Source organism: Enterococcus sp. DIV1089c (assembly GCF_050530965.1).
GTDB lineage: Bacteria > Bacillota > Bacilli > Lactobacillales > Enterococcaceae > Enterococcus_B > Enterococcus_B hirae.
In genome coordinates, this window is sequence record NZ_CP172888.1 from 1,903,237 (window position 1) to 1,919,168 (window position 15,932).

Annotated in this window: 15 protein-coding genes; 1 reads left to right on the forward strand and 14 read right to left on the reverse strand. The window is 36.1% G+C overall.

Going from position 1 to position 15,932, the window contains the following annotated elements; all coding sequences use genetic code 11:
• Positions 1-256 precede the first annotated feature (256 nt).
• Both IGL30_RS08965 and ccpA read right to left on the reverse strand, forming a co-directional pair.
• Positions 257-2,668, reverse strand: a complete 2,412-nt coding sequence (locus tag IGL30_RS08965; protein WP_349700660.1) for a hypothetical protein — start codon at positions 2,666-2,668, stop codon at positions 257-259.
• Positions 2,669-2,893: 225 nt separating this feature from the next.
• The gene (gene ccpA / locus IGL30_RS08970; protein ID WP_010718548.1) at positions 2,894-3,895 is read right to left on the reverse strand and encodes a catabolite control protein A; all 1,002 of its coding nucleotides are present in this window, start codon (positions 3,893-3,895) and stop codon (positions 2,894-2,896) included.
• A gap of 207 nt (positions 3,896-4,102) precedes the next feature.
• On the opposite strand from ccpA, the gene IGL30_RS08975 reads away from it, so the two are divergent.
• Entirely contained in the window at positions 4,103-5,206 is a 1,104-nt protein-coding gene (locus IGL30_RS08975) for a M24 family metallopeptidase (protein WP_088745272.1), read from the forward strand.
• A gap of 519 nt (positions 5,207-5,725) precedes the next feature.
• Here IGL30_RS08975 and IGL30_RS08980 read toward each other — a convergent pair.
• The 12 genes from IGL30_RS08980 to pstB all read right to left on the reverse strand — a co-directional run bounded on the left by IGL30_RS08980 (position 5,726) and on the right by pstB (position 15,929).
• Positions 5,726-6,322 carry a YtxH domain-containing protein gene (locus tag IGL30_RS08980; RefSeq protein ID WP_034699167.1) on the reverse strand — a complete coding sequence of 199 codons (597 nt, stop codon included), beginning with the start codon at positions 6,320-6,322 and terminating at the stop codon, positions 5,726-5,728.
• A 2-nt stretch (positions 6,323-6,324) separates the two neighbouring features.
• Complete coding sequence (locus tag IGL30_RS08985) at positions 6,325-6,765, reverse strand: DUF948 domain-containing protein (RefSeq protein ID WP_010718552.1); 441 nt, start codon at positions 6,763-6,765, stop codon at positions 6,325-6,327.
• A 129-nt stretch (positions 6,766-6,894) separates the two neighbouring features.
• Positions 6,895-7,833 carry a UTP--glucose-1-phosphate uridylyltransferase GalU gene (galU, locus tag IGL30_RS08990; RefSeq protein ID WP_123874635.1) on the reverse strand — a complete coding sequence of 313 codons (939 nt, stop codon included), beginning with the start codon at positions 7,831-7,833 and terminating at the stop codon, positions 6,895-6,897.
• A 14-nt stretch (positions 7,834-7,847) separates the two neighbouring features.
• Complete coding sequence (locus tag IGL30_RS08995) at positions 7,848-8,873, reverse strand: NAD(P)H-dependent glycerol-3-phosphate dehydrogenase (protein ID WP_081128057.1); 1,026 nt, start codon at positions 8,871-8,873, stop codon at positions 7,848-7,850.
• Positions 8,874-8,916: 43 nt separating this feature from the next.
• A complete protein-coding gene (gene lgt / locus IGL30_RS09000) occupies positions 8,917-9,747 on the reverse strand; it encodes a prolipoprotein diacylglyceryl transferase (protein ID WP_010718555.1) in 831 nt (276 codons plus the stop codon).
• 14 nt (positions 9,748-9,761) lie between these two features.
• On the reverse strand, positions 9,762-10,700 hold the full coding sequence (hprK, locus tag IGL30_RS09005) for an HPr(Ser) kinase/phosphatase (RefSeq protein WP_010718556.1): 939 nt from the start codon (positions 10,698-10,700) through the stop codon (positions 9,762-9,764).
• Between the two features lie 191 nt (positions 10,701-10,891).
• Positions 10,892-11,242 carry a phage holin family protein gene (locus IGL30_RS09010; RefSeq protein ID WP_010737969.1) on the reverse strand — a complete coding sequence of 117 codons (351 nt, stop codon included), beginning with the start codon at positions 11,240-11,242 and terminating at the stop codon, positions 10,892-10,894.
• Positions 11,242-11,550, reverse strand: a complete 309-nt coding sequence (locus IGL30_RS09015; RefSeq protein ID WP_010718558.1) for a PspC domain-containing protein — start codon at positions 11,548-11,550, stop codon at positions 11,242-11,244. The genes IGL30_RS09010 and IGL30_RS09015 overlap by 1 nt, the downstream gene beginning before the upstream one ends.
• A 216-nt stretch (positions 11,551-11,766) precedes the next feature.
• A complete protein-coding gene (gene liaX, locus IGL30_RS09020) occupies positions 11,767-13,338 on the reverse strand; it encodes a daptomycin-sensing surface protein LiaX (protein ID WP_010737970.1) in 1,572 nt (523 codons plus the stop codon).
• 241 nt (positions 13,339-13,579) lie between these two features.
• Entirely contained in the window at positions 13,580-14,173 is a 594-nt protein-coding gene (locus IGL30_RS09025; protein WP_123874634.1) for a hypothetical protein, read from the reverse strand.
• Positions 14,174-14,480: 307 nt separating this feature from the next.
• Positions 14,481-15,158, reverse strand: coding sequence for a phosphate signaling complex protein PhoU (phoU, locus tag IGL30_RS09030; protein WP_010718561.1), 678 nt, complete (start codon positions 15,156-15,158; stop codon positions 14,481-14,483).
• Positions 15,159-15,170: 12 nt separating this feature from the next.
• Positions 15,171-15,929 (reverse strand): phosphate ABC transporter ATP-binding protein PstB, encoded by a 759-nt coding sequence (pstB, locus tag IGL30_RS09035; protein WP_010718562.1) that lies wholly within the window; start codon positions 15,927-15,929, stop codon positions 15,171-15,173.
• Positions 15,930-15,932: the final 3 nt, after the last annotated feature.

Genomic DNA, 15,932 nt, shown 5'->3' on the forward strand with positions numbered 1-15,932 from the left:
GTTAATGTTCTACATTTCGTGGTAAAGTTGTTTGGCTGATGGTATAATTTTTAAACATAAAGCACACTCCTTTGATTTTTGTTTAAGCACTTTAATCATACAAGGTTGTGCTTTTTATGTACCTTAAAATCAAAAAAATGGGGAAATAATCAGATTTTTTTCTGACTATTGTCCCACTCTCGTTTTTATCTGGTTATGGTTTTAAAGAAACTTTTTTATCTTGCCACTGTTCTACGCCCGGATACTCCATTTTTTTCTACCGATTATTTTTAGTTGCCTTTTCCTGAGCTATCCTTTGCCGTTGCGGACTGTTTTTATCTGTAGTAAATGAACTTAGTCTGTTAGTATCTACTTTTTCTAAAGTGCTTTTGTTGCTTTTGTTGCTTTTTTTACTTCCTTTTCTTGTAACTGTTTCCCAAGTCATTTCTTCCGACTCACTTTGATCCGCTTGATGATCTGTCTGCTGATCTTTTCCATTAATAGTCGTCGAATGTTTAGATTCAGTTCGGTTGGTATCCTCAGCTTTTTTCAAAGATAGGCTTTCACCTTCTTTGGCTTTCATGTTAAACAAGCTTGCAAAGGTTTTAAGGGTAGAAGATTCTTGATGATCTGTCTGCGGGTTAATTCTATTAATAGTCGTCGAATGTTCAAATTCATTTCGGTTGGTATCCTCAGCTTTTCTCAAAGGTAGACTTGCACCTTCTTTGGCTTTAAGGATAATCGATCCTTCAAAAGTTCTAAGTTTAGAACTCTTTAAATCATTGGTAACAACATTTTCTGAAGTACTTGTATTACTTCCTTTACTTGTGTTTTTTTCCAAAGTTCCTTTCTCAAACCATTGTTGATTCGCTTCTCTATATTTCTCTAGATTATCTAGCTGATTGTTTCTTTCTGTGCTTGAGTTCTCTTTCCAAGATCTCTCTTTAACTTCTTGTTGCTTAGTACCATTTGATCCTTTAATATGAACTGTCTGTTGCTCATTTCCCTTAATATCCATCGAGAGTTCAGTTTTTTTTATGCAGGCACCCTCAGCTTTTTCCAAAGATATTTTGACTTCAGGTCTAATCAATCCTTTAGAGTCGCCTGATAGCTGGTGGTTCCCTTCTTTGACTTCCCTCACGTGTTTACTTTCGATTTCCCACCAATACTCGCTATTATTTTCGCTATTTTGCCCTTCAGAATTTTGTATTTTACTCTCATATATATTCGGATGGATTCTTTTACTCTTTTTAGTTTTAACTTCTGTCCAAGTTTGTGGATCACGCTGCTGTTTTTCTCCTACTTTCAAACGTTTGTCGCTAAACTTTTTTTTACTATTTTCAATCAAAGCTTCACGTCTTTTTTTCCCTTTATTGACGGGGTCTAATATCTCTATAGATTGATTGTTTTGAAGTTGGGTAACTTTATTCTTTTCGTTACTTTTATTCAAAATAATATTAAATTTTTCTCTAAAGTCATTATATGTTTTATTTACTTCTGAACTAATGCTCTCTAAAATATTATCTATTGTAGTTTCAGACAATTTATTCTGCCTCAAAGTAGAAAGATATTCAAAAGAATAACTCTCCGTAGATAATCCTAAATGTTTTGCTAAGGTATAACCGACCGCTTCTGATTTAAAATATTCTAAATGGTCTTGATCACCGATACTAGTCCATCTTCTCTTATGTATGGCTGAACGCAATAAGATACTCAATTTTTCTTTATCATTCATTCCTGATTTAATCTCGATTGACCTACTTGTAAGTCCTCGGATACTTTGGAATAAAATTTTATAGAGAAATGAATCAACTGTTTGATCTCCTACGTAGTAAGCAGGTCTAGGTATTTCTTGATTTTCCTTTAATTCACTAACATCAAAAACCTGTACTTGAAAATAATCTGTTGGTTTAGAGTTTGTTTTTTTTTTGAAAACTTCTCCTGTATATGCTCTAAGGAGGGATTCCGGACACAGATTTAGTTTTTTTTCAAGTTTCTTCCATTCCCAAGCCTGAAGAGCCAATTGGACGTCTGGTTTTTGGGCGATCAAGATTTGGATTATGCTTGAATCTTGCCAAGGAAGATGAGATTTAACAGATAAAAACTTAATAAAATAATCTTCTTCTAGAAAATTTGGAAGTTGTTTTTCTCGATATGCTTCAATCCCTTTTATATCACCTCGTTTGCTCAAATTTTGTATACTTTTATCACTTATTCCCTCATTAAACTTAAGATTGCATATTTCCTCTATTTCTTTTAGAAATAATTCAAGCGTTCCGGTCTTCTTATCGTATACACAATGATTATAATATCCTCTTAGATAATGATAAAAAGCGTCCTTAATTTTTTCCAAATTTTTTTCTATAAACGGTATATATAAATCAGCTATCTCTTTCCTTTCTATCTCTGTTTCTATTACATCGGAAGAGGAAAGATTTAAGGACTGATAGAAAACTAATCCCGGAGAAACAAGATGAGGGTCCTCCTCCAATATTGGCAAAAAAAATACAGAATCTGGATGTTTTGTACTTGTATGAGCTTTAAAAGGAATATACCAATTTCTTCCATTTTGTTCGAACGCAAGATACATTCTTGTTTCTTTATTTAATATCCTATTTTTAGTTTCCTTTGAAGTTATTAAATCATTGTAAACTTCAGGGCGTAGTTTTACAAAATAAAAATCTGACATATACAGTAACTCCTGGCATTTTAGATTTTCTCTTCTGATAGAGATTCCATTTCATTATACGGAATAAAAAGATAAAATTTGTCCAAGTTTTTACAAAAAAATAAATAGTTGTTCTTGCTAACTAGCTAAAAGCTTCAACGAATGTTTACTTGTTTCAATCACTGAATCTTTTTTAGAAGTTAAAAACACTCCACTAGCATCATCTAGTGGAGTGTTAATCACTTATTATTTCGTCGATCCTTTTTCTTCAATTCCATAAGGTAAGATAATTGTTTTTTCTTCAACTTCTTCTTTATTCATCATTTTTGTTAATAGACGCATTGAAACGGCACCTAAATCATACAATGGTTGTGTGATACTTGTTAGGCGTGGACGTGCAACTTCTGTTAACAATGAGTTATTACTTGTAATAATCTCAAATTCTTCCGGTACTTTCACACCCTTATCTAAAAGACCATCTAAAATACCGATAGCTAATTCATCATCTGAAACATAAACAGCTGTTGCGCCACTATTATGAATGCGATCAACTAGGGTTAATCCGTCTTTAAAGTTATACTCTGCTTCAAAGATCAAACCTTCGCTGTAAGGTAAATTATTTTCTTTAAGTGCTTCTTTATATCCTTTCAAGCGATTTTGACCATTGATTGGATCAATCAATGCCCCACTGACAAAGGCAATTTTTTTATTGCCATTCTTAGCTAATTTATTGACAGCATCCTTAGTTGCTGAAGTGTAATCGATATTCACACTTCCAACTTGTTCATCAGGGTCAATTGAGCCAGCCAATACTACAGGAGTCTTAGATCGAGAAAACTCACCACGGATTTCATCAGTGATATGATGTCCCATGAAGATCACGCCATCTACTTGTTTTGCTAACAAGTTATTTAATACATTCACTTCTTTTTGATCATTGCCGTCTGAATTTGCTAAAATGATGTTGTATTTGTACATTGTAGCAACATCATCGATCCCACGTGCTAAAGAAGCAAAAAACATATTGCTGACATCTGGAATGATTACCCCTACTGTCGTTGTCTTCTTACTTGCTAGCCCACGTGCAACAGCATTCGGACGATAGTCCAATCGATCAATGACTTCTAACACTTTTTTTCTAGTCGCAGGTTTGACATTCGGATTCCCGTTAACGACACGTGAAACAGTAGCCATCGAAACATTTGCCTCTCTCGCTACATCATAAATAGTAATTGTTTGCTTTTCCATTCTTGCTCTCCTGTTCATTTTTATATGTTTTCTGAAAATACGCTTTACATTTCTAAAACAGGATAACAAATAATACTCAAAATTGCAACCGTTTTACTACCGCTTTCATGAAAATAATTCATTTTTTCACTTTTATACGTTGGTCTTTGAAACATTAAGTGGTACAATTATCTAATAATTCAATAAATTAGAAAGAAGGATGCCAAAATGAATAACGTAAAAATCAACGAATTACGTAAATGGATGGCTCAAAATCAAGTGGATCTTGCCTATATTAGTGATCCAGGACACATCGCTTATTTTTCAGGATACGAAAGTGAACCCCATGAACGTGTCTTAGCACTATTTATCCCACTTGAACAGGATCCTTTTTTATTCACTCCGGCTTTAGAAGTTGAAGATGCACAAAACAGTGCATGGTCTTTTGATGTTCGTGGCTATTTAGACAGCGAAAATCCTTGGGAAATCATTGGGAAAGAAATTCGTCACCGTTATGGTCAGCCTGGAAATATCGGAATTGAAAAAAATGCGTTAACCGTTGATCGTTTCGATGCCATTTCAGATGTTCTAACTGGTTCTGACAACTTTACTGATTTAACAGCAATCATTCAACGTCTCCAATTAATCAAAACACTGGAAGAAAAAGACCAATTACTTGCTGCTGGTAAATGGGCAGATGTTGCCTTTGAAATCGGCTTTAAGGCAGTAAAAGAAGGTGTTACTGAGCAAGCAATCATTGCGGAAATCGAATACCAACTAAAAAAACAAGGTGTTTCGCAAATGTCGTTTGACACGCTCGTTTTAGCTGGTAAAAACGCAGCAAGCCCCCACGGTGCTCCAGGCAGCACAAAAATTTCGCCTAATGAACTTGTTTTGTTTGATTTAGGTGTTATTTGGGATGGTTATTGCAGCGATGCTACTCGAACTGTAGCCTATAAAAAACCAACTGAATTTCAGGAAAAAATTTATCAAATCACACTTGAGGCACAATTAGCTGCCCAAGCAGCTGTACGTCCCGGCGTAACGGCTGCCGAACTAGATCAAATTGCAAGAAATGTAATCAATAGCTATGGCTATGGCGAATACTTCAATCATCGTCTAGGTCACGGAATCGGAACCACTGTCCATGAATTTCCTTCCCTTGTAGCAGGTAATGATTTAGTCATCGAAGAAGGCATGTGCTTCTCCCTTGAACCAGGAATCTATATCCCTGATCAAGTAGGTGTTCGAATCGAAGACTGTGTCTACGTGACAAAAGACGGCTGTATTCCATTTACAACTACGCCAAAAGAATTATTGGTTATTGAATAAGGTTGTGAGAAGAGCGACTTGATCTGAGCGCTCACCAAGTAAAAACTACGACGAGTAATCGCAGGAGCAGTAAGGATGAAAATCTCGAAACAGCTTCCCATGTTTTGAGATTTTTTGACTTATCACCGAAGATCAGCTCTTTGAACGCCGTTTATCACTTCTACATCTATTAATGAGTCTAGGGTGACTGTTAGTCCTAGACTCATTTTTTTCTTATCTTCAACCTCACTAATCGTTGTTGGCTCATTCATACCAAAGAGCTCTGGTTACCATTAGATTTTACGAATTCTTCTGATCATTCTGGTTCTTTTATAGTGTCTTCACTCTCATGGTAATAAGCATGCTATCAAGTGATTACGCAAATTAGACCTTTACATTATGTATTATTCTAGTAATTATCCAAACAAAAAAATATCAAAGCTAGGAAACTTTGCTAGCTTTGATATTCATCACTTGTTCCGTTCGATTAACCAAAATCGAGATAGCATCTATTGATTATTTACAAAAAATAGAAATTGCCTATTTTCCATTGTCAGTAAATGTATCTTTTAAATCTTCTTTTTTAGCTTTTACGTCTTCTTTAGCCATATCTGCCATTGCTTGCGCATCTTTTGCGACTGGTTTTGCTTCAGCAATGCCTTCTTTGACTGTTTGTCCAGCTTCACCTGCAGCATCTTTCGCATTGATCATCATATCTTCAGATGCATCTTTAACTGTTTCATTCATTTGTCCGACTGGCTTTTTAAGCTCATCTGCTGATTTCTTGAAGCGATGAGAAAGATCTTCTGATTGTTCTTTTAATGTTAATAAAATGTCTTCAGACTCATCTTCGACATCATTTGCAGAATGATTGACTTTATTTTTCACGCTACCAGCTAAGTCACCAGCTTGTTGGGATAGATCTTGCGCTTTTTCTTTTGCGATGTCTGTTAATGTCGCTGATTTTTCTTTTGCCATATCCGTGTAGTCTGAAGCCATATCAAGTAAATCATCTGCTTGTGCAGCAAGTTCATCGCGTAGTTCTTTTCCTGACTTTGGTGCTAATAATAATGCTGCGACTGCCGCTGCTGTCCCACCAATAACTGCTCCTAGTAAAAATCCACCTTTTTTTGCCATAATTAAATTCCTCCAGTCTTTTCTGTATGTTTTTTATTTTTGAAAAACTTTAAAGCTGTGCCACCAACTTTTCCAGCCACGGTAGCTTTAGCTGTTGTACGCCCAATCCCACCAACTTTGGTTACGATATTTTTACTTGATGTATTCAATTCTGACACGCTTTCACTTAAATCCGCGATAGCTGTAAATAATGGATCAATCGTTTCTACTTTCCCATTGATGTCTAAAAGCAATTCATTACTTTTGACTAGTAAACCTTCCACCTGCCTTGACAAAAGATCGACATCTTTGGTGACGACTTCAATCGTCGTATTTGCTTCTGCCACTGTTTGATCCACTTTTTCTAGTGTTTTTGATAATTGTAACAATACTCTTATGATAAAAACAACGAGGACTGCAAATGCGATGGCCGCAATCAGCCCAGCAATTTCTCCGCCTGTCATACTCGAACTCCCTTCTGATACTCTTTCTATAAGCATAGCATTTTCGCATTTTTTAAACAAATAAAAAATAGCAAAGCTTCAACTACTTTTTTTGGATAAGAGCAGTTGAAGCTTTCATTGCTAAAAAATTTATTTTTTCAGCTCATCTTTTGATTCAATTTTTTTGTTGTCTTTTTTTGGTACCATCGTTTGATCTGCTTCTAATTGTTTCCCTAGCTCTTTAATATATTCTTTTAATGGTTCGCCGACTTCTGGATGAGTCAAGCCGTATTCAATACTGGTTTTCATGAAACCAAACTTGTCACCAACATCATAGCGTTTGCCTGTAAAGTTACGAGCAAATACTCGTTGTGTTTTATTCAATGTATCAATCGCATCTGTCAGTTGGATCTCATTCCCAGCACCTGGTTGTTGTTCTGCCAAAACATCAAAGATTTCAGGAGTTAATAAATAGCGTCCAATAATAGCTAAATTACTTGGTGCTTTACTTGGGTCTGGTTTTTCAACGAAGTTTTTAACATTGAACAATCCTTCTTCTAATTCTTCACCAGGATTAATAATTCCGTATTTAGACGTATCTTTTTGTGGCACTTCCATCACTGCGATCGTTGATGCATGTGTCCGCTCATAGTCATCAATCAATTGTTGTGTCAAAGGTACTTCATCTTCCATGATATCATCACCTAACATCACAATAAAAGGTTCATTACCAATAAAAGCACGGGCTTGTAATACAGCATGTCCTAACCCTTTTGGATGAGATTGACGAATGAAGTGTAGATTTACATCAGTTGTTTCTTCAACCAACTTCAATAATTCTGTTTTCCCTTTTTCACTCAAATTCGTTTCTAACTCGATATTTGAATCAAAATGGTCTTCGATTGGTCGTTTTGCTTTCCCAGTGACGATCAAAATGTCTTCGATCCCTGATTTAAGTGCTTCTTCTACGATAAATTGAATCGTTGGTTTGTCAACGATTGGAAGCATTTCTTTTGCCATCGCTTTTGTTGCAGGTAAAAATCTTGTTCCTAAACCTGCTGCTGGAATAACTGCCTTTTTTACTTTCATTTGTCATCTCTCCTCTAAAAAATTAATCGTGAAAATTCATTTTCTTTTTTTCCATCTCGCAACATGATTTCTCTTGCCGCAATTTGTACATTTTTATTTTCATAAAGTACTTCATAAATTGTTTGAGTGATTGGCATGTCTACACCTACTTGCTGAGCAAGTTCTTTTGCGGCTTTTGTCGTATGGACACCTTCCACAACCATCCCCATATTTTCCAATACTTCTGACAGTTCATGCCCTTTACCTAACAAATTGCCCGCTCGCCAATTTCGCGAATGGATACTAGTACAAGTAACGATCAAATCGCCCACACCACTAAGACCAATAAAAGTCAAGGGGTTGGCACCCATGGCAACACCTAAACGACTGATTTCAGCTAAACCTCTAGTCATAATAGCAGCTTTTGCATTATCCCCGAAACCTAATCCGTGGATTGCTCCTGCACCAAGAGCAATAATATTTTTCAATGCAGCCCCCATTTCAACCCCAATCACATCAGGGTTGGTATAAATCCTAAAATAATGATTCATGAATAACTTTTGGACAAAGGAAGCTGTTTTTTGATCTGTGCTAGCAGCTGTGATCGTAGTAATGTCATGATTTGCTACTTCTTCTGCGTGACTCGGACCAGATAAAACAGCAATGGATTGACGTTTGTCACTCGGGATCTCTTCTAAAAGAATTTCTGAGATCCGTTTGTGTGTTTCCTGTTCTAGCCCCTTGCTTGCATGGATGATTACAGGCTTGGTATTCAATTTAGTGACCACCTCTTGTGCTACAGAGCGAATGGCTCGTGTCGGAATTACGAATAACAAGGCATCAATATCTTGAACTGCCTGTTCCAACTCACTAAAACCACGGATTGACGTTGACAAATGATAGTCGGGTAAATATTTTTGATTGGTGTGTTGTTGGTTGATCTCGTCTATTTGCGATTGACGATGTCCCCATAGGCGAACATCATGTCCATTTTCAGCAAGAACTTGCGCAAGAGCTGTCCCCCATGAGCCAGCTCCTAAGACTGCCACCCTATATTTCATTTTACCACTCCTGCTATTTTTTTCATTTTTTTAGCTCTGTAAATTAGATAATCATTTGATTTTTACCAAAAGTGCGATCGTAATCTGGTAGATTTCCTTTTTTTCTACGCCAGATAAACAGAATAATTGTCCCAACGAATAAAAAGGCTGACAACAATTGGGAGATACGAATAACACCTAAGAAGTATAAACTATCTGTCCGTAATCCTTCGATAAAAAAGCGCCCGAAGCTGTACCACATCACATAAACAAGTAAAACTTCTCCTTTTTTCAGTAAATGCTTTTTGTTTCTTAAAAATAGGAGTAGGATAAAGCCAATCAAACTCCAAACGGATTCATATAAAAAGGTAGGTTGACGATAAAAACCTTCAATGTACATATTATCAATTATGAATCTTGGGATATGAAGATTTTCTAAAAAGATTCTCGTCGTGACAGGGCCATAAGCTTCATGATTCATAAAATTTCCCCAGCGCCCAATTGCTTGAGCGAGTAGGACACTTGGTGCTGCTATATCTAAAAATGTCCACATGGAAATAAAGTGGTATTTGGTAAAGAAGTATAAAGTAATGGCACCTGCGATTAATCCACCATAAATAGCTAACCCGCCAGAACGGATATTGAATATTTGAATAGGATCAGCTATATATTGTGGTAAATCAAATAAAATATAGTACAACCGTGCGCCAATAATTGAAAGTGGCAATCCCCACAACATAAAATCAGTGACATCCTCAGATTTTAAGCCAACTCGTACGGCTTCACGGCTACTTAGCCACATGGCAATAATTATTCCCGATACAATGATCAAAGCATACCAATAGATTGGTATTCCTAAAAGATTGAACGCTACCCGATCGATTTGCGCTATCATGTTTCCACTCCTTGCTATTGTGCCCCTGAATTTTCTTCGATCAGACGACTTAATCTTTCTTCAAACGTTTTTGTTGCATCAAATCCCATCGTTTTTGCTCGGAAATTCATTGCTGCCACTTCGATGATGATGGCCACGTTTCGTCCAGTTTTAACAGGTATTTTTATTTGTGGAATCCCCACTTCTGCAATTTCCACAGAAGTATCTTCAGAACCTAGTCGATCATATTTTTTGTCCTTCGCCCAGGCTTCTAAATAAACGGCTAACTGCACTTGCATTGAACCACGGACAGCACTTGCTCCAAACAAGTTCATGACATCAATGATTCCGATCCCTCTGATTTCTATCAAGTGTTCTAAGATTTTTGGTGGTTCACCAATGACTGTCAGTTCATCTTGTTGATAAACATCTACTCGGTCATCGGCAATCAGGCGATGACCACGTTTGATTAATTCTAATGCGGTTTCACTCTTACCAATTCCGCTATCCCCTTGAATGAGTACACCTAACCCATAAACATCGACTAGCACACCATGAACGCTCGTTCTAGGAGCTAAACGACCATCTAAATAACTAGATAATTCTCCAAGCAAACGGGATGTGGAGATTGGTGAACGTAAGACAGCCATACCGTATTCGTTGGCTGCTTGAATCATTTCTTCAGAAGCTGGAAGCCCCCGAGAAATAATGAATGCTGGCATATCCTCACTGCACAATCTTCTCATAATCATCAGTCTTTCTTCCGGCATCATCCGTTCAGCAAAGCTAATCTCTTTGCTCCCAAATAATTGTAAACGATCATGTGAATAATAATTAAAATAACCGGTCAATTCTAAACCAGGTCTTGAGATGTCACCAGTTACGATAACACGCTCCAAACTCTTTTCATCACCAGTCACTATTTCTAATGATAATTTTTCTACTAATTGGCTTACTTTTACAACTTCTGCCATTCGTGCTACCTCATTTCTATTAGAGTGTTCCTTCCCATTTTATCATTGTCTGACAAAAAGTACTACCACATAAAAAAAACGTTTTTATTTTAAATTCACTTTTTTTATAAAACAAAGCAAAAAGGTACAACCAGGGAATTTAAGACATTTCCCATGGATGTACCCTTTTAGTCATTATCGATTGTTCACGTTTACCTTCTACTATTGTGTTCACTGACAATCATATTCACCACTGACATGATCACAGCAATCAAAAAAGCTGAACCAAAGGAAGCAAAATTAAAATTAGATGCTCCAACAAAAAAGGAAGTCATCTTCAAGATTGCCGCATTGATGACAAATGTGAACAAGCCCAGTGTCACTAAAGTGAATGGTAGTGATAAAATTGTTAGAATAGGTTTAATGAACATATTCAAGATGGACAATACGAAACTTGCTAAAATAGCTGTCCAAATACTATCTACATAAATCATCGTCGGAAAAATCACTGCCAGAGAGATGAACGTCAACGTATTCACGATGAGGCGCTGAAGATAAGACATTAGAAGTCACTCCATTCGTCATCATTGACCTTTTCCGCCTCTTTACGTTTTTTTGTTTGTTCATGATGATAATTATTATTTTGATAATATTGGTTTTCATGCCCATAACGAGTCTGTTTGTTTCGTCCAGAAGGGATGAGCAAAGCCAATAAAATATATAAGATAACTGGACTTCCAAATGCCACTAAGCTTAGGAATACATAGATCACACGAACTACCGTTGGATCAATTCCAAGATATTCTGCGATCCCAGCTAATGTACCAGTCAAAACAATATTTTTATTTGATTTTGTCAATTTTCTTTTCATTTTACTTTCACCTCTGTTCTATTCATTTTAATGGAAGAAAAAGAGTGTGACAATAGATAAACTGTTCATTCTCACTACACTTTTTCTCCAAAGATTTTTGCTTTTCCTCGTTAAAGGAACGAATGACCAAGTATCATCGTCTAATAGTGAACGTACATCCCACTTATCAATCCTGCTTTCGATTGTTAGAATAAGCTAACTCACCGGTTGATTACTTTATTGATCCGTATCTTTTAAATAAATACTACCAGTCGTAGTCGATAATTGGATTCTAGCTACCTCATTTTCAGAGAGACGACGGAACTGTAGTAATTGATTGGTCCGTTCTTTTTTTTCACGGATTACTTCATAATCAGTCAGGCGGCTGTTGATGCTGCCTAAACTTGTTTTCGCATTACCTTCCATGCCAATTCCTGTTGGTAAAGCTACTTTGACATTGCCATTGACTGAACTTGCTTCAATTTTTTTCAAATGTTCTTCTTTCATTGTCAACCGTACATCCCCATTAACGAGAGAAACGGAAAGATTTTCAGGGGTTGTTCCTACAGTGACCGTACCATTCACTGTTTCGATGATCGAATCTAAGATTGCACCTGATTGAACATCGATATTCCCATTAACGCCTTCAATTTCAAGCATGGTTGCTTGTAATTTTTGAATGACGATATTTCCATTTGTCGATTTGGTGTACACATCTTTACCTTCTAAGTCGTTAATCGTAATATTCCCATTTAACAATTTGATTGCTGTATGGTCATATACTCGTTTTGGTAAATAAAAGACTAGATCCGCACGTACACGTTTATTTGGGATTTGGAATGAGACATGCTCATCATTGACTTCAATTTGACTACGTTCTAAGAATGCCTCGAATGGTTCTGCATTCATTTTACCGTATAATTTGATTTTAGCTTCAACTTTCACATCTTCACTTTCCCAAGTTTTCAATGTGACATTTCCGTTTGCAGCTTTGATATCAAGAATACTTGCTGCAGGTGCTTCATAATAAAATTCGTGTTCAAATTTTGTCGTTGCGATACCTGGTACACGGAGATTGACATCTTTCCATTCCATGTTTTCATTAACTGTTTCCGATACCGTTTGGAATGTCTTCCGCAAAAACTTGCCTAGCTGAGAACCAGCTTCAGACATTTTTTCTCCAACTTGGTTCAATGTATCGTTGGCTTGTTCTTTCCAGTCATCTGGCAACTCAAATTTATCAGCAATTGTTTCTTTCTTTTCTGTCCATTGGTTTTTGCGAATATCTTTTAATTCTGCTTCTAGTTTCAATTGTTCTTCTGTTAATTGTTCACTCGCAGCTTCTAATTCCTTGATCTCAGATTCAAGAGTCTTTCTTTGGAGAAGCTCATCTTCTGTTAGTTCATCCAATTCTTCTTTGGTATTCAGCTGCATCAATGTTTCCTGTTTGTCATTGCGTGCCGCTTTATTTTGTGCTAACTTTTCATTCACTTCGTCTAAATGAGCTGACGTTTGATTTGCTTGTGTTGCTAACTCATCTAAGATACGTTCCAAATTTTCTTGATCTTCTTTTTCGTTTTGTTTTGGATCGGCATTAAAATGGATTTCTTCTGATGTGCCATTTTCCAATTCATCGATCAATTGAGTTGCTTGATCTTTTTCTTTATGACTAGCAGTTACTTTATCTGCTTCTTTTGCGATTTGCTTTTCATCTTTCTCAGTTGCCATGCTTTCTAATAAATCTAAGCCCTCTTCAGTGGAAAGGATCCCTTTTTTAACTAAGTCTAAAATACGTTCTCTTTCTTTCATGGAAATTGCCTCCTTAAGCAAATATAGTTTGCAAGCTTTTCCTTACATTCATATTATGCACGGAATGGAAGAAAAAGTCATAGGACTTAAGTTGTAACTTTTTCTCCAACTTGAGTTACTGAACGATTTACTTCCCATTGAACCAGCCAATAATGCTTTAAAAACAATATTTCTTTCCCTTTTTATGGCAAGAAATATTGTTTTCTAATTTTTTATGAATTATGTATGAATATTATGGATATTAAAAAAGCAATTGGATAAATGACCATAAATAGCGTATAACACGAAACAGGATAACTAGTAAAAATATATTTCCGACAATAAAACGTCCCATATTACCAATGCTTTCTTTTAAATTACTAAATGTAAACCGACGCAAAAAACGTGGCATTGAATGATAGCCGTTTCGCTTCAAACGAAACTTTTCTTCATAGGTTAGTTCAAGCATATCATAATAAACAATTTGAAGTGGTTCACGCGGAAAAAAGGACTTGGAGAATCCAACCATCAATGTATACTGTTTATTCCTTGACGGCAAATTACGCATACCAGTTTTGTTAATCCTGACACTCTTGTCTTCAAGATCATTATAGCTATACTCTGCTTCTTGGATCTTAACGATTTTTGCTTCTGGTTGATTTATCTCTAGATATTTTTGATAGACCTCTGGAAATTTTTGTTTTTGCAGATAAAGATAAATACCTCCCCCAGCAATGATTATCATCAGTAAAACATTATAAAGTAAATGTTCCTGAAAGATGCCTGTATAAGCCAGAACAATCACGAGTACGAATGCTAAGATTAGAATTCGCTTCCAATAATAACTTTGATACATTCTTTTGATTGTGCGCTCATAATAAGCAAAATCTTGCTCAACAAATTTTATCTTCTTTCACTCCTTTTCATCTCTATGCTCTTATTATAATTGAACGAGTTGAAAAAACAAAGACTAGTCGCTGAATTTCGATTATACAAATGACAATTAGTCTTGACCTTTTTCTCTCAGAGAAGTCAGCAATATTCACTCTAAGTCTTCAAGTTACAAAAAAACCGAAGAATTCCTAGGATATTTCCTATTTAGGAATTTTTCGGCTTATTACTCATAACTCACACGTTGATCGTTACTTTCCAATCTTCAAGAGTTAGAAAATTTCGTTATGATTTGAGTTTAATTCGGTGATTTTTCCTGTAGCTAGATACACGATCCATTCACAAATATTCGTTACATAATCGCCAATCCGTTCTAAGTAGCTGGCAACATTTAGATAATCTGTCCCACTGATGACTGTTTCTGGATCAGACTGCATATTTTTGATCGTTGCATTGTAGATACGATTGAAATAATCATTGACCCGTTGATCCATATTTGCGATCGTTCGAGCATCTTTTTCATCCGTTTTGACGTAAGCAACCAACACATTGTCCACCATTTTTTTGACATAATCAGACATATCAGAGATTTCTTTTTCGATCTCTGGGATTCTGGTTTGACCTTTCACACGGATCGTTGATTTGGCAACTGAAACCGCATGATCTGCCATTCGTTCCAAATCAGAACTAGCTTTCATCACGGTAATAATCATCCGTAAGTCTGTAGTCACTGGTTGTTGCAAAGCAATCATTTCAAAACTTTTTTTCTCTAAACGTGTTTCCATGTCGTTGATTTTAATATCATTTTCGATCACTTCTTGAGCAAGTGCTTTATCATGTTTGATATAAGAACGAACTGATTTATGCACTGCACTACTTACCATCATCCCCATCTCATAAAATTGATTATGAAGGTTAAGTAGTTCTTCTTCAAACTGTGTACGTAACATTTCGTTTCCTCCTTATCCAAATCGCCCTGAGATATAGTCTTCCGTTTCTTGTTTTTCTGGAGTCATAAAGATTTTTTTCGTATCATTGAACTCAATTAAATTCCCATCTAAGAAAAAGGCTGTTTTATCAGAAATCCGTGAAGCTTGTGACATATTATGCGTAACTATAATCATAGTATATCTTTCCTTTAATTCCAAGAGCATGCTTTCAATTTTCCCAGTAGAAACAGGATCAAGCGCACTAGTTGGCTCATCTAACAAAATAATTTCTGGATTGACGGCTAACACTCTTGCAATGCATACCCGTTGTTGTTGACCACCTGATAAGGATAAGGCACTTTTATGCAGTTTGTCTTTGACATCATCCCACACAGATGCAGCCTTTAAACTTTCTTCGACTACTTGATCAAGGACTTTTTTATCTTTTTCGCCTTTTAGTTTTAACCCATAGATCACATTTTCGTAAATCGAAAAGGGAAAAGGATTTGGTTGTTGGAAGACCATTCCAATTTCTTTACGCAATTCAACAATGTCCGTTTTAGGGCCATAGATATCTTTTCCTTTATACAGGACACTTCCAGTGATCGTCACACTCGGTATCAAATCATTCATTCGATTCAATGAGCGTAGATAAGTTGATTTACCACAGCCAGAAGGACCAATCATCGCTGTGATTTCGCCTTGATTGAAGCTTAGATCGATTCCTTTTAACGCTTCTTTTTTTCCATAATATAAGTGAAGATCTTTTGATGAGATAATTTCTTTTGTCATAAC

What these genes read in the sequence shown, in the direction of transcription:
- IGL30_RS08965 (WP_349700660.1), bottom strand. Translation starts at nt 2,668, where the DNA reads ATGTCAGATTTTTATTTTGTAAAACTACGCCCTGAAGTTTACAATGAT.
- ccpA (WP_010718548.1), bottom strand. Translation starts at nt 3,895, where the DNA reads ATGGAAAAGCAAACAATTACTATTTATGATGTAGCGAGAGAGGCAAAT.
- IGL30_RS08975 (WP_088745272.1), top strand. Translation starts at nt 4,103, where the DNA reads ATGAATAACGTAAAAATCAACGAATTACGTAAATGGATGGCTCAAAAT.
- IGL30_RS08980 (WP_034699167.1), bottom strand. Translation starts at nt 6,322, where the DNA reads ATGGCAAAAAAAGGTGGATTTTTACTAGGAGCAGTTATTGGTGGGACA.
- IGL30_RS08985 (WP_010718552.1), bottom strand. Translation starts at nt 6,765, where the DNA reads ATGACAGGCGGAGAAATTGCTGGGCTGATTGCGGCCATCGCATTTGCA.
- galU (WP_123874635.1), bottom strand. Translation starts at nt 7,833, where the DNA reads ATGAAAGTAAAAAAGGCAGTTATTCCAGCAGCAGGTTTAGGAACAAGA.
- IGL30_RS08995 (WP_081128057.1), bottom strand. Translation starts at nt 8,873, where the DNA reads ATGAAATATAGGGTGGCAGTCTTAGGAGCTGGCTCATGGGGGACAGCT.
- lgt (WP_010718555.1), bottom strand. Translation starts at nt 9,747, where the DNA reads ATGATAGCGCAAATCGATCGGGTAGCGTTCAATCTTTTAGGAATACCA.
- hprK (WP_010718556.1), bottom strand. Translation starts at nt 10,700, where the DNA reads ATGGCAGAAGTTGTAAAAGTAAGCCAATTAGTAGAAAAATTATCATTA.
- IGL30_RS09010 (WP_010737969.1), bottom strand. Translation starts at nt 11,242, where the DNA reads ATGTCTTATCTTCAGCGCCTCATCGTGAATACGTTGACGTTCATCTCT.
- IGL30_RS09015 (WP_010718558.1), bottom strand. Translation starts at nt 11,550, where the DNA reads ATGAAAAGAAAATTGACAAAATCAAATAAAAATATTGTTTTGACTGGT.
- liaX (WP_010737970.1), bottom strand. Translation starts at nt 13,338, where the DNA reads ATGAAAGAAAGAGAACGTATTTTAGACTTAGTTAAAAAAGGGATCCTT.
- IGL30_RS09025 (WP_123874634.1), bottom strand. Translation starts at nt 14,173, where the DNA reads ATGTATCAAAGTTATTATTGGAAGCGAATTCTAATCTTAGCATTCGTA.
- phoU (WP_010718561.1), bottom strand. Translation starts at nt 15,158, where the DNA reads ATGTTACGTACACAGTTTGAAGAAGAACTACTTAACCTTCATAATCAA.
- pstB (WP_010718562.1), bottom strand. Translation starts at nt 15,929, where the DNA reads ATGACAAAAGAAATTATCTCATCAAAAGATCTTCACTTATATTATGGA.